The organism is Streptomyces sp. NPDC001407, from assembly GCF_042895325.1.
Taxonomy (GTDB): Bacteria; Actinomycetota; Actinomycetes; order Streptomycetales; family Streptomycetaceae; genus Streptomyces.
The window spans coordinates 1-21,679 of record NZ_JBIAWF010000004.1 but is presented as its reverse complement, the minus strand read 5'-3'; the positions used below and the strand labels follow the sequence as shown (position 1 = coordinate 21,679).

General features: G+C 72.9%; 11 protein-coding genes. All 11 read right to left on the bottom strand.

Annotation, left to right across the window (positions count from 1 at the left end):
• Nucleotides 1-4 precede the first annotated feature (4 nt).
• Nucleotides 5-841: a BTAD domain-containing putative transcriptional regulator gene (locus ACFY1P_RS07460; RefSeq protein ID WP_390750258.1), complete on the bottom strand. Its 837-nt coding sequence runs from the start codon at nt 839-841 to the stop codon at nt 5-7.
• Nucleotides 842-1,195: 354 nt separating this feature from the next.
• On the bottom strand, nt 1,196-2,302 hold the full coding sequence (locus ACFY1P_RS07455) for a serine hydrolase domain-containing protein (protein WP_361521794.1): 1,107 nt from the start codon (nt 2,300-2,302) through the stop codon (nt 1,196-1,198).
• Between the two features lie 93 nt (nt 2,303-2,395).
• The gene (locus ACFY1P_RS07450; RefSeq protein ID WP_361521797.1) at nt 2,396-3,628 is read right to left on the bottom strand and encodes a cytochrome P450; all 1,233 of its coding nucleotides are present in this window, start codon (nt 3,626-3,628) and stop codon (nt 2,396-2,398) included.
• Nucleotides 3,625-4,848, bottom strand: coding sequence for a cytochrome P450 (locus ACFY1P_RS07445; protein WP_361521800.1), 1,224 nt, complete (start codon nt 4,846-4,848; stop codon nt 3,625-3,627). Before ACFY1P_RS07445 ends, ACFY1P_RS07450 begins: the two co-directional genes overlap by 4 nt.
• Before the next feature lie 47 nt (nt 4,849-4,895).
• A complete protein-coding gene (locus tag ACFY1P_RS07440) occupies nt 4,896-5,426 on the bottom strand; it encodes a nuclear transport factor 2 family protein (protein WP_361521803.1) in 531 nt (176 codons plus the stop codon).
• Between the two features lie 57 nt (nt 5,427-5,483).
• Nucleotides 5,484-6,728, bottom strand: coding sequence for a crotonyl-CoA carboxylase/reductase (gene ccrA / locus ACFY1P_RS07435; RefSeq protein ID WP_361521806.1), 1,245 nt, complete (start codon nt 6,726-6,728; stop codon nt 5,484-5,486).
• 123 nt (nt 6,729-6,851) lie between these two features.
• Nucleotides 6,852-7,625, bottom strand: a complete 774-nt coding sequence (locus ACFY1P_RS07430) for an alpha/beta fold hydrolase (protein WP_361521809.1) — start codon at nt 7,623-7,625, stop codon at nt 6,852-6,854.
• 6 nt (nt 7,626-7,631) lie between these two features.
• Nucleotides 7,632-11,612, bottom strand: coding sequence for a type I polyketide synthase (locus ACFY1P_RS07425; RefSeq protein ID WP_390750034.1), 3,981 nt, complete (start codon nt 11,610-11,612; stop codon nt 7,632-7,634).
• Complete coding sequence (locus ACFY1P_RS07420) at nt 11,605-14,946, bottom strand: type I polyketide synthase (protein ID WP_390750033.1); 3,342 nt, start codon at nt 14,944-14,946, stop codon at nt 11,605-11,607. Before ACFY1P_RS07420 ends, ACFY1P_RS07425 begins: the two co-directional genes overlap by 8 nt.
• Before the next feature lie 50 nt (nt 14,947-14,996).
• Nucleotides 14,997-18,368 carry a type I polyketide synthase gene (locus ACFY1P_RS07415; RefSeq protein ID WP_390750257.1) on the bottom strand — a complete coding sequence of 1,124 codons (3,372 nt, stop codon included), beginning with the start codon at nt 18,366-18,368 and terminating at the stop codon, nt 14,997-14,999.
• 17 nt (nt 18,369-18,385) lie between these two features.
• The coding region (locus ACFY1P_RS07410) for an SDR family NAD(P)-dependent oxidoreductase (RefSeq protein WP_390750032.1) at nt 18,386-21,679 on the bottom strand (3,294 nt) is incomplete at its 5' end.

Sequence of the window (21,679 nt, the reverse complement as noted above, 5' to 3'; positions counted from 1 at the left end):
GCCCTCAGGACTGCCGTACGAGCAGTGGCTCGGCCGGTGCCGCCGGCCCGGACCCCGTCAGCAGGCCCGCGTCGGCGCGCAGGATCCGCAGGTGCAGTTCCTGGAGCTGACGACCCGGGTCGATGCCCAGGTTCTCGGCCAGCGCCTGCCGCAGCTGCATATAGGCGGCGAGTGCCTCGGCCTGCTTGCCGGAGCGGTAGAGGGCGAGCATCAGCTGCAGCCAGTGCGGCTCGTGCAGGGGGTTCGCGGCGGTCAGCGAGCGGAGTTCGCCGACCAGTTCCTGGTGGTGACCCAGTTCGAGCCTGGCGTCGATGTGCGCCTGGACGGCCTCGGACCTGAGGTTCTCCAGCTCCGTGATGCGCTGGGACACGGTCGAGATGGCGTTGGCGTCCGCGTAGGGCTCGCCCCGCCACTGGTCGAGGGCGCGCGTGAGGTGGCGGGCCGCGACGCGTGGGTCGCCGGCGGCCAGGGCGGCCCGGCCTTCCCGCACCAGGGTCTCCGCGCGTACGGCGTCGAGGTGGTCCGGGGGGATGTCCAGGACGTACCCGGAGGGGCGGGTGAGCAGCCACCGTCCTTCGTTGTCGCCGAGGACCCGCCGCAGCCGCAGGACGGCGACGGCCACCGCCTTGCGATCGGTCGCGGGCGGGTTGTCGGCCCAGACCTCTTTGAGGATGCGCTCGGTCGACATCGCCTGCCCCAGGCGGGCAGTCAACGCGGCAAGCAATGTGCGTACGCGAATACCGCTTACCGCGGCTCCCGTTCCGGCACCTCCGGCCGAGCGGACTTCCAAGGGTCCGAGTATTCCCACCTGTGGCGGAGAATGCGGATGCGCGCGCTCCATTCCTTTGGGCAGATTCAGCACTGGCCCTCCTCCGGTGTCATCTGCATCCGACGTCAGGGAAAACCGCGGCGAATAGCCCGCTCGCATTGGCGCCCCGTCAAGATCAAGATACTGCCGGAATCGCGGCCTCGGGCTGTGCAGTAGATCACTCGGTGCTGGTCAGAGGCTGATAAGAACGTTTCACACCGTTCGGGGGCATCCGGCCGCGCCGGGCGATCGGCCGCCTTTGCGCCCGGTTCGCACCGGGGCCCGGGCGGGGACGCCGGGGGAAGTGCGTCCCCGCCCGGACCCGGCCGGCCCCCACCGGACCCGATCGGATCGGGCGGGCGCCGGGCCGTGGCGGCACGGCTCGGGTCAGCCTGCCTCGCAGGCACCGAGCGCGAGGTCACTGACCTCGCGGAGCCGCTCGATACCCGCTCCGAACTCGGGCTGGATGTTGGAGAGGTAGGCGAGGACCAGCTCGCGCGTGGGGTCGGCCCACACGACGCTGGACGTGGTGCCCGCGTGCCCGAAGGCGCTCGGGTCGCTCGTGCGGCCCAGCACATTGGACAGCCCCCGCGGGTCCGGGCCCGGACCACCGAGCATGAATCCGTGGGACCAGCGGACCGGACGCTTGAGGGAAGCGTCGATTCCGCCGTCATTGGACGGTTTTCTGGCTTCCTCCACAGTTTCGGGCCGCAGCACGCGGATGCCGTCGAGCGAGCCGCCCTCCATAAGCATCTGGTAAAAGCGGGCCATTTGTGCGGCGGTTCCGGAAAGACCGGCGGACGGAATGACGGCCTGGCGGTAGCCGCGGCGGTTGCTCATCCACTGATTGGGCCATTCGGAGGGGTGGGCGGCCCGCGCGGGCACATGCCGGGGCCAGGCACTGCCGGGCAATCCCATGTGCAAATCATTCAGCCCAAGTGGGGCGAAGAGCTCGGAAGTCACGAAATCTCGGAACGACCGCCCGGTGACGCGCTGCACCAGTTCGCCGAGAATGAATCCGAAACTCATGAAGTGGTAGGCGGCGACCTCGCCGCCGGGCCACTTGGGCCGGGACTGCTCGAGGTCGCGCACGGAGCGCTCCCAGTCGCCGGCGGTGCGCATCGTGCGCACGATGCCCCGGCCGACCGGCACCCCGGCCCGGTGCTGGAGGACATGACGGACGGTCACGTCACCCTTGCCGTGCCGGGCGAACTGCGGCCAGTATTCGGCCACCGGCCGGTCCAGCCCGATCAGGCCCCGCTCGGCGAGCGCGTGCACGGCGAGGGCGGCGACGGGCTTGGTGGCCGCGTAGACGAGGAAGAGGGAGTCGGAGGAGCAGCCGAACGAGCGGTCCAGGACCACGGTGCCCCGCCGCATGACGCACAGCTGCGCCGCGCCGCCCCTCGCCCGCACCACATCGGTCAGGCGTCTGAGGGCCGCGGGGTCCATGCCCGCCTCCTTCGTGCTGTGTTCCCATTCGTCGATGGTGCTCATTGCGGTCGCTTCACCCTCTGTGCGCTCGTGTCGGAAGGAAGGCTGCCGGGACGGCGTGAGAACGCCGGGAAGGTCAGGAGGACGCCGGTGTCCTCACCAGGTGACCGGCATGGTGTGCATGCCGCGGACCATCAGCCCCTCCTTCCACGAGAGGCTCTCCTCCGGCACGGCCAGCCGCAGGCGGGGGTATCTGCGGAACAGCGTCGTGAGCGTGATCTGGAGCTCCACCCGGGCCAGTTGGGCGCCCAGGCAGTGGTGCGGTCCCGCGCCGAAGCCCAGGTGCGGATTCGGCCGCCGCGCGAGGTCCAGCTCGTCGGGGTCCGTGAACAGCTCGGGGTCGCGGTTGGCGGCGCCCATCGACGGCACGACCGTCTCCCCGGCCCTGACCAGGACTCCCCCGAGCTCGACGTCCTCGGTGGCCGTACGGGGAAAGCCGTCCACGGTGCCGATGGGCACGAAGCGCAGCAGTTCCTCGACGGCGTCGGGGATGAGGTCGTGGTCGTTCCTGATCCGCTCCAGCAGCTGCGGGTGGCGGAAGAGGACGTAGAGGAAGTTGGGGATCTGGCTCGCCGAGGTCTCGTAGCCGGCGATGAGGATGGCCTCGGCTAGCCGCACCAGCTCGCCCTCGGTGAGCTTGTCCTCCTCGTCGCGCGCGGTCACGAGGGAGCCGATCAGGTCCGCGGTGGGCCGCACCCGGCGCTGCGCGACGAGCCCGCCGAGGTAGTCGTGCATCTGCATCATGTAGTCGCGCACCTGGGCGGGGGTGTGCGCGGTGGTCGTCAGCAGCGCGTCCGACCAGACGCAGAACCGCTTGCGGTCCTCGGGCGGCACGCCGAGCAGCTCGCAGATCATGGACACGGCGAAGGGCAGGGAGAAGTCCTCGACCAGGTCCGCGGGCGGCCCCATCTCCTCCATCGCGTCGAGGAGTCCGTCGGCGGTGCGCTGGATGAGCGGACGCATGTCCTCCACGCGGCGCGGCGTGAAGACCTTCCCGACCAGCCGGCGCAGCCGCGCGTGGTCGGGGCCCTCGACGCTCAGGACGGCGTCCGGCGGCGGCTGGTGCGGGAGGAAGCGCGGAGCGCCGGGCGCGACGGCGAGCTGCCGGGAGAACCTGCGGTCGGCGAAGACCGCGCGCACGTCCTGATAGCGGGTGGCGAGCCACGCCTCGCCGCCGTACGGCAGCGTGACGCGTTGCAGCGGCCGCTCGCGGCGCAGCGGCTCCCAGTACGGGTCGGGCTCCAGCCGGTCGGGGGCGTGGAAGGGGTACGCGGGCGCCTCGCCGGCGCCGAAGGGGCACCCGCGCACCGCGGCCTCGGGGCCGGTCACTTGGCCTCGTCCCAGGTCACCGGGAGGTTGTACACGCCGTAGACGATCTGGTCGTCGCGCCAGCGGATGTCCTCGGGCGCGGCGGCCATGCGCAGGCCGGGGAAGCGCGTGACGAGGCCGCGCCACGCCTGGCGCATCTCCACCCGGGCGAGCTCCATGCCCAGGCAGAGGTGGATGCCGTGGCCGAAGGCGAGGTGCGGGTTGTGCTCGCGCGTGATGTCGAGGCGGTCGGGGTCGGGGAAGACGGCGGGGTCGCGGTTGGCGGCGGGCAGCGAGGCCAGCAGGGACTCCCCGGTCTTCACCTGGTGCCCGGCGATCTCCATGTCCCGGGTGACGCCGCGCGGCAGGCCCTGCTGGACGATGGTCTGGTGGCGCAGCAGCTCCTCGACGGCCCGGTCGATCAGGCTGATGTCGTCACGGAGCAGGGCCCACTGGTCGGCGTTCTCCAGCAGGGTGTAGGTGCCGACGCCCAGCATGTTGGCCGAGGTCTCGTGCCCCGCGATGAGCATCAGCACGCCGATGCCGGCGATCTCCAGATCCGTGAGCGCCGGGTCGGCGTCGGGGTCGTGGGCGAGGTGGCTGAGCAGGTCGTCGCCGGGGTTCGCGCGCTTGGCGGCGGCGAGCTTCATCATGAACTCGTTCATCCTGGCGCCGAGGGCCCCGAGTTCCTCGGGCGTGGCGTCCAGGGCCTGGAGTCGCAGGACCATGTCCATGAACTCCTCGCGCTCCTCGTAGCGGATGCCCATCAGCTCGCAGATGACCAGCAGCGGGATCGGCAGCGCGAAGGACTGCACCAGGTCGACGGTGCCGCCCTGGGCCTCCATGGCGTCGAGGGTCTCGGTGACGATCTGCTCGATCCTGGGTTCGAGCTTGCGGATGGCCCGCATGGTGAACCACTTGGTGAGCAGGCGGCGGTAGCGGGTGTGGTCCGGCGGGTCCATGAAGATCAGGAAGCCCGGCAGGTAGTGCTCGGCGCGCATCTCGGGGGCGAGGTTGCGCCAGGGCTGGGGTGCCTTGCCGGGGTGCGAGCTGACGCCGGGGTCGGCCAGCGCGGCGCGGACGTCGGCGTGGCGGGTCAGCAGCCATCCCGGGGAGTCGTCGGCGAACCGCATCCTGCTGATGGGATCGGTGCGCCGCAGCTCCTCGAGCTCGGGCGGCGGCGAGAAGGGGCAGGTGCGCTGCCGCGGCAGCGTGGGCGCGTGCTGCTCGGTGTCGGACACGGTGGTGACTCCTGGTGAGGTGGGGCGAGTTGGGGCGGCCGGACGGCTCAGAGGGTGGGGGCGTCCGGGCCGCGCAGCGGCAGCACCTGGTAGCTGGCGTCGGTGAGGTCGCGGTGGGAGGGGTTGAAGCCGGCCTGGGCCTCGGCGGGGTCGAGCGGCACCTCCTGGGCGAGGCTGAAGTCGTTCAGCACGAGCCGGCGGGCGATCTTCCAGACGCCGTCGCGCCGCTCGAAGCGGTCGACGTAGCGCCCGGCGAACTGCTCCACCCGCTTGATGCCGTCGCTCTCGCGGTAGTGGTAGGCGGTGCAGTAGGACTCCACGCCCGCGGCATCCCCGTCGATCTCGATCGTGCTGCCGTGCAGGGTGTGCAGGGTGCCGGTGTAGGCGTCGCGCAGGAGCGGGACGATCTGCTTGACGAAGTCGTGTGCGTTGCCGCGGATGACGCCGCGGTCGTCGTGCGCGTCCTCGTGGTAGGCGGACTTGACCAGTTCCTCGTCGAGGCGGTCGAGCCCGCGGCAGTAGCGCTGCAGCACGGCACGGATCTCGCGCTCGCTCCAGAGGATGTCGAGCTTGTCCATGGTGATCTCTCCTTGGTCGGTAAGTGTGGGGGGAAGACGTCGGAACACCGGGGCGGTTCAGGCGAAGGTGGTCAGGCCGGTCCGCGGCGCGTTGACCAGGACGGCCTGGTTGCCCTGGGGGTGCTGGTTGTCGTGCATCAGCTGGTGTGCCTTGCCGATGTCGTCGAAGCCGCCGGTCCACGACAGGCACGGGTCGAGCTGGCCGTTCGCGACCATGTGGATGACGTCGCGGCACTGCCGCAGGTTGGCGAAGTGCGAGCCCTGCAAGCGCTTCTGACGCATCCACAGGAAGCGCAGGTCGATGTCGGCGTTGTAGCCGGTGGTGCCGCCGCAGATGACGACCATGCCCGCGTTGTCGCACAGGTACATCGAGGTGGGGATGGTGGCCTGGCCGCTGTGCTCCAGGACGATGCGCGGGGACCTGCGCTCGCCCAGCACCTCCCAGAAGCGCCGGCCGAAGGCCCGTACACCCTCGGTCCAGCGGCCCATCGCCTCGTGGTCGCCGATGTCGGGCAGCCGTCCCCAGTGGTCGAAGTCCAGGCGGTTGATGGTGCCCTGGGCGCCGAGCTCCCGGCAGTAGCGGGCCCGCTCCTCGTCGGAGACCACGGCGACGGGGATGCCGCCCCGCGCCCGGGTGATCTGGATGGCCATGGAGCCGAGCCCGCCGGCCCCGCCCCAGATGAGGACCGGGTCGCCCGGCCGCACGTCGTGCGGCTGCCAGCCGCACAGCTGGCGGTAGGCGGTGGCCCCGGTGAGCAGGAAGCAGGCGGCTTCCTCCCAGGTCAGGCCGGGCGGCTTGGGGTGGCACTGATAGTCGTCGACGAGGGCGAACTGCGCGAAGGAGCCGTAGTTGCCCTCGTATCCCCACACCGACTGCGAGCCGGAGGTCATGGGGTCGGCGCCGAGCCGGATGTCGGCGGCCGTCTCCGTCCACTGGCAGCCGGAGAGGATCACTTCGTCGCCCACCGCGACCTGGGTGACGCCCTCCCCCACCGCCCACACCACGCCGGAGCCCTCGGACCCGCCGATGTGGAAGTCCTCGCTGTGGCCCTGCTTCTGCCGCGCGGAGATCACGTCGACCGGCTGCCCCAGGGAGGCCCAGACGTTGTTGTAGTTGATGCCCGCGGCCATCACGAGGACCAGCGCCTGACCGGGCCCCACCTTCGGCACGTCCACGACCTCGCTGCGGAACGCCTGGTGGGGCTGTCCGTAGCGCTCCCGTCGGATCACCGAGGCGTACATCTGCTCGGGTACGGTGCCGATCGGGGGTATGTCACCCAATTCGAAGAGAGTATTTCGCACGCAGAACCCCGTTCGGATACAAACTCGTGCCGGATCTGGAGGACTTCGGAAGAAGAGCCGCGCGGCGGTGTCACGGTGAATTCCGGAACACGGCGGCAAGGACGGAGACTTCGGTCGGATCCGTCAGCCTGGTGCCTGCGCGGGGAGCGGGAAAGCGAGCCTATCGTACGCGAGTTCACCCACTTCACGGAACTGCTCCGCCAGATAGAAATGCCCACCGCGGAAAACCTCGAGCCGGAAATCGGCCGAGGTGTACGCCCGCCACTTGGCGGCCTCCCCGACCGGGACCATGCCGTCCGCGTCCCCGACGAGCGCCGTCACGGGACACGTCAGGCGCGGGCCCGGTGTGTGCCGGTAGGTGCGCACCGCGCGGTAGTCGCTGCGGATGGCCGGCGCGACGAGCCGCAGCATTTCCTCGTCGCCCAGGAACCTGGTGTCCGTACCGCCGAGGTCGTCCAGAGCCGTGATCATCGCCCGGTCGTCCAGTTCGTCCAGCGGAAGCCCCAACTCCCCTGCCGGATCCCCGCGTCCGGAGACGAAGAGGTGGGTGAGCGGCACGCCCGCGTCCTGGCACAGCAGCCGCGCCAGCTCGTAGGCCACCACGGCGCCCATGCTGTGGCCGAAGAGGGCGACCGGCCGGTCCAGCCAGGGCGTCAGGGCCTCGGCGACCCCGTCGCGCAGAGCCTCGATCGAGTCCAGCAGCGGCTCGTCGCGCCGGTCCTGCCGCCCGGGGTACTGCACGGCGAGCACCTCCACCCGGGGCGCCAGTTCCCTCGACAGCGCGAAGTAGGCGCTCGCGGAGCCCCCGGCGTGCGGCAGGCACAGCAGCCGCACAGGGGCCTGGGGAGCGGGGTGGAAGCTGCGTATCCACGGCCGTTCGGCGTTGCGTGTCTCCACCGGCGCTCAGCCCCTTCCGCCGGTGAGGCCCGACAGCCAGCCGTTCACGGCCTGGGCCGTCCGCGGCGCGTGGTCGTTGACCATGGCGAAGTGGTCGCCTTCCGTGTCGAGGACCGTGCTGTCGAACGGCCAGGTGGAGCGCCACTCCTGGCCCTCGACGACCTCGCCCAGCGGCTCGGAGGCCCGCAGCAGCAGCGTCGGGACACCGGCGTCCTCGGCCACCCAGTCGGTGAAGAAGTCGAAGTATTTGCCCATGGCACTCAGCCGTACGTCCGTCATCGCCCCGAAGTCCTCCTCGCGGTCCAGGACGCCCTGGGCGAGTTCGCGCTGCATGCGGTGCAGCGCCGGGTCGTGCAGCTGATAGGTGTCCAGCAGCACGACGGCCTCCGGGCGCGGCCCGGTGCGCGCCAGGTGGGCCGCCAGGCTGTAGGCGAACCAGCCCCCGGAGGAGTGGCCCAGGAGGACGAAGGGCGCGCCGTCGGTCTGCCGCCGGACCCCCTCGGCGAGGAAGTCCTGCATCACCTCGAAGTCGGCGGGCAGCAGTTCGCCCGGGGAGAAGCCGGGGGCGAGCAGGGCCGAGACTCCGCGCGTGCCGCGGAAGGCGGCTGCGAGCCGGCTGTACTGCTGTGCCCCGTACAGCGGCACGGGTGCCGGGCAGCAGATCAGGCCCGGAAGGCCGGTGGCCTGTGCCAGCTCCACCGTGACCGGGTCCTGCCCCGCCTCGGCCACGCTGGCGAAGACCGGGCGCAGCCGGGAGGCGGCCTTGGTGAGGGCGAGCGCGTCCTCGGGCCGGTCGAGGGTGTTGGCATTGCGGTACAGCGCCTCCAGGGAGTACGGCGAGGGTGCCGCCGCCGTGGGGGTGCCGGAGGCCGCCGCCGCGAGCTGCTCGCCGAGGAAGGCGGCCAGGGCGGCGGGCGTGGGGTGGTCGAAGATCAGGCCGGGCGGCAGGGGCAGTGCGCAGTCGGCGGCGAGCGCGGCGCGCAGCTCGACGCCCATCAGGGAGTCGAAGCCGAGCTCCAGGAAGGGGCGGTCGGGTTCGACCTGCGCGGGGTCGACGCCGCCCATCACGGTGGCCGACTGCTCGCGTACCAGCGTCAGCAGCAGGTGGCCGCGCTCCTCCTCCGACGCGTCGGCCAGCCGTCGCGACAGCGGCGGCGTACCGGAGGGGGCGGTGGGCTCCTGCACTTCCGGCCGCACCGGCCGCGCGGTGCCCGCTCCGGCCATGCCCGCCAGCCAGTAGTGGCCGCGCTGGAAGGCGTACGTGGGCAGGTCCACGCGCGTCCGGGCCTTGGGCAGCAGGCGGTCCCACGCCGGCGAGAGGCCGATCGTGTGGGCCTGCGCGACGGCCGTCAGCACGGACTCGGGTTCGGGCCTGCGGCGCCGCAGCACGGAGACGAACGTCTCGGGGGCGGCGTCGGGCAGGCATCGGCGTGCCGCGGCCGTCAGCACGCCGCCGGGCCCGACCTCCAGGAACGCGGTGGCCCCGCGGTCGCGCAGGGCGCGGACCGCGTCGTGGAAGCGCACCGTCTCCCGGACGTGCCGCACCCAGTGTTCCGGCCTGCGGAGCTCGTCGGTGACGGGGGCCCCGGTGAGCGTGGAGACCACCGGGAGGGACGGCGCGCTGTAGGACACCCCTCGTGCGACCTCGGCGAACGCCTCGGTCATGGCGTCCAGGTGGGCGGAGTGGAAGGCGTGGCTGACCCGCAGCCTCCTGGTCTCCCGGCCGCGGGCGGCCCACTCGCGCGCCAGGTCCGTGACGGCGGCCTCGTCGCCGGACAGCACCACCGCTTCCGGTCCGTTGACGGCGGCGATGTCCACGCCGGGGCGGCCGTCGGCGAGTTGGGCGCGCACCTCGTCCTCGGTCGCCTGCACGGCGACCATGGCGCCGCCCGCGGGCAGTGCCTGGGTCAGCCGGCCGCGGGCGGCGACCAGGGCGCAGGCGTCGGCGAGCGACCAGACCCCGGCGGCGTAGGCGGCGGTCAGTTCGCCGACCGAGTGGCCCGCGACCATGCCGGGCCGCAAGCCCCAGTCCTCCAGCAGCCGCAGCAGCGCGACCTCGACGGCGAACAGCGCGGGCTGGGTGTAGGCCGTCGTGTCGAGCAGGGCGGCCTCGGGCGTGCCGTCCGCGGCGAACAGCACCTCGCGCAGCGGCCGGTCGAGGTGCCGGTCGAGCTGGGCGCAGACCTCGTCCAGGGCGTCGGCGAACACGGTGCTGTGAGCCGCCAGTTCGCGGCCCATGCCGGGCTGCTGGCTGCCCTGTCCGGTGAAGAGGAAGGCGGCCTTGCCGCCGGACGGCGGGGTCCGGCCGGTGACCAGGCCGGGCGCGCGGGTTCCGGTGGCCAGGGCCGCGAGGCCGGCGAGCAGTTCCTCACGGTCCCGGCCGACGACGGCGGCCCGGTGGTCGAAGGCCGCCCGCGTGGTGGCCAGCGCGGTGGCCACGTCGGCCGGTGCCAGGTGCGGGCGCGCGGTCAGGTGGGCCGCCAGGCGCTCGGCCTGCGCTCGGACGGCCGCCTCGCTGCGGCCGGAGACGACCCACGGCAGCGGGCCCCGCGGCTGCGAGGAGACGTCCGGCAGCGGCGCGTCCGGTGCCTCCTCGGCGGGCGGGCCCTCCAGGATCACATGGGCGTTGGTGCCGCTGACGCCGAAGGACGAGACGGCCGCACGGCGCGGCTGTCCGGTGTCCGGCCAGTCCTGGGCCTCGGTCAGCAGCCGTACGCCACCGGCGGACCAGTCGACGCGCGGGGTGGGCTCCGTGAGGTGCAGCGTGCGGGGCAGCGTCCCGTGCCGCATGGCCATCACCATCTTGATGACGCCGCCCGCGCCGGCCGCGGACTGGGTGTGGCCCAGGTTCGACTTCAGCGAGCCCAGCCACAGCGGCCTGCCCTCGCCGCGGGCCCGCCCGTAGGTGGCGAGGAGGGCCTGGGCCTCGATCGGGTCGCCCAGCGGGGTGCCGGTGCCGTGCGCCTCGACCGCGTCGACGCTGTCGGCCGTCAGCCGTGCGTTGGCCAGTGCCTGCCGGATCACCCGCTGTTGCGCCGGTCCGTTGGGCGCGGTCAGGCCCGCGCTCGCGCCGTCCTGGTTGACGGCGCTGCCCCGGATGACCGCGTGCACGGGGTAGCCCAGGCGGCGGGCGTCCGAGAGCCGGGCCAGCAGCAGCACGGCCGCGCCCTCGGACCAGGTGGTGCCGTCGGCGGTCGCCGAGAAGGACTTGCAGCGGCCGTCGGGGGCCAGGCCCCGCTGGCGGCTGAACTCGATGAAGGCGGTCGGCGTGGCCATCACCGTCGCGCCGCCCGCCAGCGCCAGGGAGCACTCCCCCTGCCGCAGGGACTGCGCGGCCAGGTGCAGCGCGACCAGCGAGGAGGAGCAGGCGGTGTCGACGGACACGGCCGGGCCCTCGAAGCCGAAGGTGTAGGCGACGCGGCCGGAGAGGATGCTGGCGGAGTTGCCGGTCCCGATGAAGCCCTCGGCGACGTCCCGCGCGTCGAGCACGTTGATCAGGTAGTCGTTGCTGTTGGAGCCGACGAAGACGCCGACGTCCTCGCCCCGCAGGGTGGTCGCGTCGAGGCCCGCCTGCTCGAACGCCTCCCAGGAGACCTCCATGATCATGCGCTGCTGCGGGTCCATGGCGAGCGCCTCGCGCGGCGTGATGCCGAAGAAGGCGGCGTCGAATCCGGCGGCGTCCTTGAGGAAGCCGCCGTGGCGCGCGTACGTCCTGCCCGGGGTGCCCGGCTCGGGGTCGTAGACGGCGTCGACGTCCCAGCCCCGGTCGGCGGGGAACTCGGTGACGGCGTCCCGGCCCTCAGCGACCAGCTGCCACAGGTCGTCCGGCGATGCCACGTCCCCGGGGAAGCGGCACGCCATGCCCACGATCGCGACGGGCTCGCGGGCCGCGTCCTCGGCCTCCTCCAACTGCCTGCGGGTGCGCCGCAGATCGGCCGTGACCAGCCGCAGGTACTCGCGGAGTTTGGTCTCGTTGGTCTCATCCACGGCGGAGTTCCTTCTCGATCAGCTCGAACATCTCGTCGTCGGTCGCCGTGTCCAGCGCGTCCTGGTCCGGCGCGTCCTCGCTCCCGGCGCCCCGGTCCGGCGCGTGGACCGCGAGCAGGCCCTTGAGCCGCTCGGCGACGCGGGCGCGCTGCCGGTCGTCGGCCGGCAGCCGCGCGAGGTCGGCCTCCAGGCGGTCGAGCTGGTCCGACAGGGACACGGACGGCGCCGTCTCGGCCTCGCCCGTCCCCGCCAGCAGGTAGTCGGCGACGGCCGCGGGCGTGGGGTGGTCGAACAGCAGGGTCGTCGGCAGCTCCCGCCCCGTCCCGGCCACGAGACGGTCGCGCAGCTTCACGGCCATCACCGAGTCGAAGCCGTGGTCGAGGAAGCCGCGCTCCGGCTCCACCGCCTCCGGCCCGGCGTGCCCCATCACGGCGGCGGCTTCGCCGCGCACCATCCGCAGCAGCGCGTCGTACCGCTCACCGGGCGGCAGCGCCCGCCACTCCGCGGCGCGACCGGGCCTTTCGGCGTCCTCCGTTCCGGCCTGGGGCAGGGGTACGGGGGCGGGGGCGGGCCCGGACCGCCAACCGGTGGGGCCCGACGGCCAGTAGTGCTGCTTCTGGAACGCGTATGTGGGCAGGCCGGCCGCGCGCGGCCCGTCGCCGAACCACGCCCGCCAGTCCACGGCCACGCCACGGGTGTGCAGGGTGGCCAGAGCGGTCAGGAGCGCGGGCACCTCCGCGCGCTCGGCGTGCGCGAGGGACACCAGGACGGGCGCGCTCCTGCCCGCCTGGTCCGTCAGGCACGCCTGGCCGGCCGAGCTGAGCACCGTGTCCGGGCCGACCTCGACGAAGGCCCCGGCCCCGTAGCGCTGCAGACGGCGGATCTGGTCGTGGAAGCGCACCGCGCGGCGGATGTGGGACACCCAGTAGGCGGGGTCCTGGGCCTCCCGCGCGCCGAGAAGGTCGCCGGTCACGTCCGAGACGATCGGGATCCGCGGCGGCCCGTACGACAGCCCGGCGGCGATCCTGCCGAACTCCTCCGTCATGGCGTCCATGTGCGGGGAGTGGAAGGCGTGGCTCACCTTCAGGCGGTTGGTCTTGCGGCCCCGCGCCGCCCACTGGCCTGCGAGTTCGGTCACCGCGTCCTCGTCTCCCGAGAGGACGACCGAGGTGGGGCCGTTCAGCGCGGCGATGTCCACCGTGCCCTCCCGGCCGGCGAGGCTCGCGCGGGCCTCCTCCTCGGTCGCCTGCACGGCGACCATCGCGCCACCGGCGGGCAGGCCGTGCATGAGCCGCCCGCGCGCGGCGACGAGGGCGGCCGCCTGCGGCAGGGCCAGCACGCCCGCCACGCAGGCGGCGGTCAGCTCGCCGAGCGAGTGCCCGGCCAGGATGCCGGGGCGCACGCCCCAGCTCTCCAACAGCCGGACCAGCGCGACCTCGTAGGCGAAGATGGCCGGCTGGGCGTAGTCCGTGCGGTTCAGCAGCTCGGCGAGCGGGTCGCCCTCCGGGGCGAACATCACCCGCAGCAGCGGCTCGTCCAGGTGGCCGTCCAGGTGCGCGGCCACCTCGTCCAGTGCCTCGGCGAAGACCGGGAAAGCGGCGTGCAGGTCACGACCCATGCCCGCCCGCTGGCTGCCCTGTCCGGTGAACAGGAACGCCGTCTTGGCCGGCTTGCCCGGTGCGACGCCGGTGACGACGTGGTCCGGGTGCTGTCCCTCGGCCAGCGCGTCGAGTCCGGTGAGGAAGGCGTCGGTGCCATCGGCGAGGACCACGGACCGGTGCTCGAAGGCCGACCGGGTCGTGGCCAGTGCCCGGCCCACCGCCCGTACGTCCAACGCCTCCTGACCAGCGATATGGTCACGCAACTGCCGTGCCTGCGCGGCCAGCGCCGCCTCCGTACGGCCCGACAGCAGCCACGGCACCGGACCACCGGCCGCCGCCTCACCCTGCGGGAAGGATTCCTCCTGCGGAGCCTGCTCAAGGATCACGTGCGCGTTCGTACCGCTGATCCCGAACGACGACACACCCGCACGACGCGGACGACCGGCCTCCGGCCACGGCCGCGCCTCGTTGAGCAACTCCACCGCACCCGCCGACCAGTCCACCAACGGCGTCGGCTCGTCCGCATGCAACGTACGCGGCAGCACACCGTGCCGCATCGCCATCACCATCTTGATGACACCGCCCACACCCGCAGCCGTCTGCGTGTGCCCGAGGTTCGACTTCAGCGAACCCAGCCACAACGGCCTGTCCTCAGACCGGCCCTGGCCGTACGTGGCCAGCAGTGCCTGGGCCTCGATCGGGTCGCCCAGCCGGGTGCCCGTGCCGTGCGCCTCCACCGCGTCGACCTCGTCCGCCGTGATGCCCGCGTCGGCCAGTGCCTGGCGGATGACGCGCTCCTGCGCCGGACCGCTCGGCGCGGTCAGACCGTTGCTCGCACCGTCCTGGTTCACCGCACTGCCACGCATCACCGCCAGCACACGGTGCCCGTTGCGGCGGGCGTCCGAGAGCCGCTCCAGCACCAGCACACCGGCACCCTCGGACCAGCCGGTGCCGTCAGCACCCGCACCGAACGCCTTGCACCGGCCGTCCGACGACAGCCCGCCCTGACGGCTGAACTCCTCGAACATGACCTGGGTGGACATGACCGTCGCGGCACCGGCCAGAGCGAGGGAACTCTCGCCCCGGCGCAGCGACTCCGCCGCCAGGTGCATGGCCACCAGCGACGACGAGCACGCCGTGTCCAGCGTCATCGCGGGGCCCGCGAGACCGAGCACGTAGGCGACCCGCCCGGAGGCCACGCTCACGCTGCTCCCGGAGAGCAGGAAGCCGTCGACGACCGCGCCGGTCTGCTGCAGCCGGGCCAGGTACTCCTGGTAACTGGTGCTCAGAAACGCGCCGGTGTCGGTGCCCTTGAGGGCGGTCGGGTCGATGCCCGCCCGCTCGATGGCCTCCCACGAGGTCTCCAGCAGGAGGCGCTGCTGCGGGTCCATCGCCAGCGCCTCGAGCGGTGAGATCCCGAAGAAGCCGGGGTCGAACTCGGCGGCACCGTGCAGGAATCCGCCCTCCCGCGCGTACGGGCCGTCCGCCGCACCCGGAGGCTCGGTGTCCCACCCGCGGTCCACCGGGAACTGCCCGATGGCGTCCTCGCCGGCCGCCAGCAGCTCCCACAGCCGCTCCGGGGTGTCGGCGCCGCCCGGGAACCGGCACGCCATTCCGACGATGGCGATGGGTTCCGTGCGCCGCTCCTCCACCTCGCGCAACCGCTCCTGGGTCGCTTCGAGTTCGGCGGACACCCGCTTCAAGTAATACCGGAGCTTTTCTTCGTCAGCCATTTCCCGGCCCCTTCACACGTGACTCCTCGGACTGTGGTCCGGTGACCGGTCTACGAAATTCCGAATTTCTTGCCGATGAGGTCGAACATCTCCTCGTCGGTGGCCGACCGCATTTCCTCGCTGACGGTGTCCGCCGCCCTTTCGGCGGCGGCCCGGGCCTCCGTCCAGTCGGTGAGGATGCGTTGAAGGCGACGACCGATCTCCTCGTTCTCCTCGGGCCCTGTGCCCGGTTCGGCCAGGAGGGCCGCCAGGTTGTCCAGGTGGGTCAGGGCCTCGGAGCGGCCGGCGGCGGCCACGTCGGGCAGGGTGTCGGCGACCGTCGCCACCAGGTGGTCGACGAGGTCCTGGGGTGTGGGGTGGTCGAAGACCAGGCTGACGGGGAGGGCGAGGTCGAGGGCGGCGCCGAGCCGGTTGCGCAGTTCGACGGCCGTGAGCGAGTCGAAGCCGAGGTCCTGGAACGGCCGTGCCATGTCCATCTCCTCGGCCGATCCGTGGCCGAGCACCGTGGCCGCCTGCTCGCACACGAGCTCCACCAGGACCGCGTCGTGCTCCTCCCGGGGCAGCTCCGCCAGGCGCCGCAGCACGTGCCCGGTGGTGCCGGCCTCGGTGCCCTCTTCGGGCCCGGCGTCGGCGGCGGTCTCCGTCACCGGCGAGGGTGCCGCCCCGATGCGCACCTCCGGCCAGAAGCGCCTGCGCTGGAAGGCGTATGTCGGCAGGTCCGCGCGGCGGGCCCCGGACAGCTGCGGCAGGCCGGTCAGGTCCAGCGGGAGTCCGCGCACGTACGCCTCGGCGACCGAGGTGAGGAAGCGCTCCTCCCCTCCCTCGTCCCGGCGCAGCGTGCCCACGGCCGTGGCGGGCGCGCCGGCCTGGGTGAAGGTCTCCTGGAGCGGCACGGTCAGCACGGGGTGCGGGCTGATCTCGAGGAAGAAGCGGTGCTCGTCCTCCAGGAGCCGGCGCACGGTCCGCTCCAGCAGGACCGGCTCGCGCAAGTTCCGGTACCAGTAGCCGGCGTCCAGCGCGGTCGTGTCGACCACCTCACCGGCGACGGTGGAGTAGAAGGGCACGTGTCCCTGGAGCGGCGCGACCGACGCGATCCCGGCGACGAACTCCTCGCGCACCGCCTCGACCTGCACGGAGTGGCCGGCGGCGGTGGCGGCGGGCACCTTCCGCGCCCGTATCCGCTCCGCCATGCACATCGCCACCAGTTCGTCCACGGCCTCCGGCTCCCCGCACACCACGACCGACGTGGGGCCGTTGACCGCGGCGATCGACAGCTTGTCGCCGTACGGCTCGATGCGCCGGGCGACCTCCTCGGCGGGCAGCAGGAACGACGCCATGGCGCCCTTCCCCGTCAGCCGGTTGAGCAGGAGGCTGCGCAGGGTGACGATCCGCGCCGCGTCCTTCAGCGACAGCGCGCCCGCGACGTAGGCTGCGGCGACCTCGCCCTGCGAGTGGCCGATGACGGCGTCGGGCTCGACACCGTGCGAGCGCCACAGCCCGGCGAGCGCCACCATGACGGAGAACAGCACGGGCTGCACCACGTCCAGGCGGTCCAGGGAGGGCGCCCCGGGCGCCTGGCGCAGGACGTCCGTCAGCGACCAGTCCACGTACGCTGTGAGCGCTTCGTCGCACTCCTCGATCCGCTCGCGGAAGACCGCCGACGTCTCCAGCAGCCGCCCGGCCATGTCCGGCCAGTGCGAGCCCTGGCCGGGGAAGACGAACACGGTCTTCCCCGACGTCGTGCCCGTGCCCTGGACCACGCGGGCGTCCTCGCGCCCGGCCACCAGCGCTTCGAGCCCGGCCTCCAGGGCGGCCCGGTCCGCGCCCACCACGACGGCGCGGTGCTCGAACGCCGTACGGCCCGCGAGGGAGGCGGCCAGGTCGGCGGCCGGGAGCTCCGGGTGGCTGCGCGTGTGGGCGAGGAGCCGCTCCGCCTGGGCGCGCAGCGCCTGTTCGGCGCGGCCCGAGACGGTCCACAGGAGGGGGCCCGCGGGCCGCTCCTGCCGCGGCTCCGCCGCGGGCTTGCCGTCGGCGGGGGCCTGTTCGAGGATGACGTGCGCGTTGGTGCCGCTGATCCCGAACGACGAGACGCCCGCGCGGCGCGGCCGTCCGTAGTCCGGCCAGGCGACGGGCTCGTCGGCCAGCCGCACCGTCCCGGCCCCCCACTCCACGTGCGGCGTGGGGCTGCCGACGTGCAGGGTCCTGGGCACCAGGCCGTGCCGCATCGCCAGGACCATCTTGATCACTCCGGCGAGGCCGGCGGCCGCCTGGGTGTGGCCGAGGTTGGACTTCACCGAGCCCAGCCACAACGGCCGTTCGGGCGTGCGGTCCTTGCCGTAGGTGGCCAGCAGCGCCTCCGCCTCGATCGGGTCGCCGAGCTCGGTGCCGGTGCCGTGCGCCTCCACCACGTCGACCTGGTCGGAGGGCACCTGGGCGGTGCGCAGCGCCTGCCGGATGACCCGCTGCTGGGCCTGGCCGTTGGGCGCGGTCAGGCTGCTGCTGGCGCCGTCCTGGTTGACCGCGGAGCCGCGGATCAGGCCCTGGACGGGGTGGCCGTTGCGCCGGGCGTCCGACAGCCGCTCCAGCAGGAGCATGCCGACGCCCTCCGAGAAGCCGGTGCCGTCGGCCGAGACCGAGAACGACTTGCAGCGCCCGTCCTTGGCCAGCACCCGCTGGCCGCTGTACTCGACGAAGCCCATCGGGGTGGACATCACCGTCACCCCGCCCGCGAGCGCCAGCGAGCACTCCTCCTGGCGCAGGGACTGCGCGGCGAGGTGCAGCGCGACCAGCGAGGAGGAGCAGGCCGTGTCGACGGTCACGGCCGGGCCCTCGAAGCCGAAGGTGTAGGAGAGGCGGCCGGAGAGCACCGCGGCCGCGTTGCCCGTCCCGATGTGGCCTTCGAAGGCGCCGGGGGACGTGGTGAGCAGGGAGGCGTAGTCCTGGAGGTTGGTGCCGGAGAAGACACCGACGTCCGTGCCCCGCAGGGCGGTCGGGTCGATGCCGGCGCGCTCGAAGGACTCCCAGCCGGTCTCCAGCAGCAGCCGCTGCTGCGGGTCCATGGCGATGGCCTCCCGCGGGCTGACGCCGAAGAACGCCGCGTCGAACTCGGCCGCGCGCTCGACGAAGCCGCCTTCCCGTACGTAGAGCGTGCCCTTGCGCCGCTGCTCGGGGTCGTAGAGCGCGTCCAGGTCCCAGCCGCGGTCGTCGGGGAACGGGCCGATGGCGTCGCCGTCGCCGACGACGAAGCTCCACAGGTCCTCCGGGGAGGAGACGTCGCCGGGGAAGCGGCAGGCCATGCCGATGATGGCGATCGGTTCGTTCAGCGACTCCACGAGCTCCTGGTGCTGCTGCTTCAGTCGCTCGGTTTCCTTGATCGACGCGCGCAGCGCGCGCACGACGCGGTCGTCAGTGGTGTCCATCAGAAAACTCCCGAGGGTTGTCAGGCGTCGGTGTTGATTGCCATGTGAACGAGGCTTTCCAGATCCATGGCGTCGATGGACTCTGGTGTCACAGCTTGCTGGTCGGTGCCGCCGGGGGCGTTCTGCCCGTCCTGCGGCCCGGTCGTCTCCGCGCTGCCGCCGCCGAGTTCGGAGTCGAACCCGGTGAGCCGCAGCAGGGCGTCCAGGACGCCGATCTCCTTGAGCCGGGAGAGCGGAAGGGCGGACAGCGCGGCGCGGAACTCCGCGGCCTGCCCGGTCCCGTCGGCCTCGGTGCCGGGGGCGGCGGGGCCGAGGGCCGCGAGCTTCCCTTGAAGGTGCCGCGCCACGGCCCGGGGCGTGGGGTGGTCGAACAACGTGGCCGCGGAGAACCGCAGTCCGGTGGCCTGGCTGAGGCGGTTGCGCAGTTCGACCACGGCCACCGAGCTGAACCCGGACTCCAGGAACCCCCGGTCCGGGGAGACCGCCTCCGGGTCGGAGTGGCCGAGCACGGTGGCCACATGGCCGCGGATCAGGCCGAGCAGCGTACGCACCTGCTCGGTGTCCGACAGGCCGGCCAGGCGCGCCGCGAGCTTCTCGGCCGCGTTCCGCGGGCCGTCCTCCTGCCGCACGGGCACGTCGAGCCGCCTGCGCGCGGGCCGTACGAGCTGCCGCAGCACGGGCGGCAGCGCGTCGGCGCCGCTCAGCGCGGCCAGGTCCAGGCGGGCCGGCACGCACAGGGCCCGGTCGTGGGTCACGATCGCGTCGAAGAGGGCGAGGCCCTCCTCGGCCGACATCGGGACAGCGCCCTCGCGCCTGATCCGAGCCATGTCGGCCGCGGTGACCTGGCCTCCCATACCGCGGTCCTCGCCCCACAGGCCCCAGGCCGCGGAGACCGCCGACAGCCCCCGCGCACGCCGCTCGTACGCCAGGGCGTCGAGGAAGGCGTTGGCGGCGGAGTAGTTCGCCCGGCCGGCCGCTCCGAACACCCCGGCCACGGAGGAGAACAGGACGAACGCCGAGAGGTCGAGCCCCGCCGTCAGCTCGTGCAGATGGAGCGCGGCATCCGCCTTGGGACGGAACACACCGGCCAGCCGCTCCGCGTCCAGCGACTCGATCACGCCGTCCGCGACGACGCCCGCGCAGTGGACCACGCCGGTGAGCGGGCGGTCGTCCGGGATCGAGGCGAGCAGCCTGGCCAGGGCGTCACGGTCACCCGCGTCGCACGCTTCCACCCGCACGCGGGCGCCCGACTCGGCCAGCTCCGCGACGAGTTCGTCCACGCCCTCGGCCGCACTGCCGCGTCGCGACACCAGGAGCAGATCCCGCACGCCGTACGCCGAGACCAGGTGCCGGGCCACCAGCGCGCCCAGGCCACCGGTGCCGCCGGTCACCAGCACCGTGCCACTCGGACCGAAGGACGCCTCGGCCCTGCCCTCGGGGAACACGGCCGCGCGCGCCAGGCGCGGCACGAGCGCCTTGCCGTCACGGACCGCCACCTGCGGCTCGGCCGCACCCAACGCCGTACGGAGAGCCGCCTCCTCCGAAGCCTCGGAGAGGCCCGGCTCCACATCGACCAGCAACAGCCGGTCCGGGTGCTCCACCTGCGCCGAACGCACCAGACCCCACACCGGAGCCGCCAGGAGATCGGCGACGCCCTCGCCCGGGGTAACGCCCACGGCGCCGCGCGTCAGGACCACCAGCCGCGAATTCAGGTACCGCTCATCCGCGAGGAATTCCTGCACAGTGCGCAGTGCACGGGCAGTCGCTTCGGACACGCTGCCGGAATCCTGCTCCGCATCACCGCTGTGAGCCCACACCACCACACCCGGCACCGGCCCGGAGGCGCCCAGCGCACCCCACACCCCGACCGGGGCTGAAGCCACAGCCGGTGTCCACTCCACCTCGAACAGCGCGTCCCGCAACGTGCCATCAGCGGACCGGAGTTCGTCCTGGTCCACGGGACGCGTCGCCAGGCGGTCGATCGACAGCACCGGCACACCCGAGGCGTCCACGACGCGTACACAGACGTCGCCGTCGGCCGTCGGCGCCACGTGCACGCGCACGACCGACCCGCCGACACCGGCCAGTTCGACCCCCGACCAGAGCGACGGCAGCTGTGCCGCCCCGGCAGCGGGTTCGGCTCCACTCCGAGAAGCCACGTGCGACACCGCTTCCAGCAGCGCCGGGTGGATGCCGTACGCGGAAGCCTCGCCGCTCACCGAGTCCGGCAGCGCGACCTCGGCGAAGATCTCCTCACCGCGCCGCCAGGCGGCCTGTGTCCCCCGGAACGCCGGGCCGAGACCGATCCCGGCCCCTGCTGTCCGCTCGTGGAGGTCGTCCACCGACAGCGCGGACGCTCCGGTGGGCGGCCATGCGTCCGGCCGTACGGCTTCCGCGTCCGCCTGGCCCCCGCTTCGCGAGAGTGTGCCGGAGGCGTGCAGCGTCCACTCCACGTCGTCCGCTGCGTCGCCCGGCCGCGCGAAAACCTCCACCGCGCTCCGGCCGTCGTCGTCCGCGGCCGACACCAGCACCTGGATCGACACAGTGGAGGCGGCCTCGCCCGGCACCACCAGCGGCTTGCGGTACGTCAGCTGTTCGAGGTGGGGGCACCGCACGTGATCGCCGGCCTGGAGGGCGAGTTCGACGAGCACGGAGCCGGGCAGGACGGTCCGGCCGAACACCGTGTGGTCGGCCAGCCACGGCTGCCCGGCCAGGGAGAGCCGACCGGTCCAGAGCACGCCCCGGCCATCGGGCAGCGAGACCACCGCGCCCAGCAACGGATGCCCGGCAGCCACCAGGCCCAGGCCCGTCGCGTCACCGTGGCTCGTCGGGACGTCGAGCCAGAAGCGCTCCCGCTGGAAGGGGTACGTCGGCAGGTCGTGGGCGACCGGCCCATCTCCCAGCACGGTCGGCCAGTCGACCTCGACCCCATGCGTGTGCACCTGGGCAACAGCCTCCATCAGCGCACGCGGCTCAGGTGCGTCGCCGCCTCGCAGGGCGGTCGCGAACAGAGGTGAGGTGTCGTCGTCGCTTTCCGTCAGGCAGTCGGGGCCGAGTGCGGAGAGCACACCGTCCGGCCCCAGCTCCAGGAACACCGACACACCCTCGGCCTGCAAGCTGCGCACCCCCTCCAGGAAACGCACCGGCTGCCGCACATGACGCACCCAGTAATCCGCCGAGCAGACCTCGCCCGCATCGACCAGCGCACCGGTGACGTTAGAGACCAACCCCATACGCGGAGCCTCATAGGTGAGACCTTCCGCGACCGCGCGGAAGTCCTCCAACATCCCGTCCATGTGCGGCGAATGAAACGC

Excerpts from the sequence above, each read along its gene's own strand:
- ACFY1P_RS07455 (WP_361521794.1), bottom strand. The coding sequence starts at position 2,302 with ATGAGCACCATCGACGAATGGGAACACAGCACGAAGGAGGCGGGCATG.
- ACFY1P_RS07460 (WP_390750258.1), bottom strand. The coding sequence starts at position 841 with ATGGAGCGCGCGCATCCGCATTCTCCGCCACAGGTGGGAATACTCGGA.
- ACFY1P_RS07440 (WP_361521803.1), bottom strand. The coding sequence starts at position 5,426 with ATGGACAAGCTCGACATCCTCTGGAGCGAGCGCGAGATCCGTGCCGTG.
- ACFY1P_RS07420 (WP_390750033.1), bottom strand. The coding sequence starts at position 14,946 with ATGGCTGACGAAGAAAAGCTCCGGTATTACTTGAAGCGGGTGTCCGCC.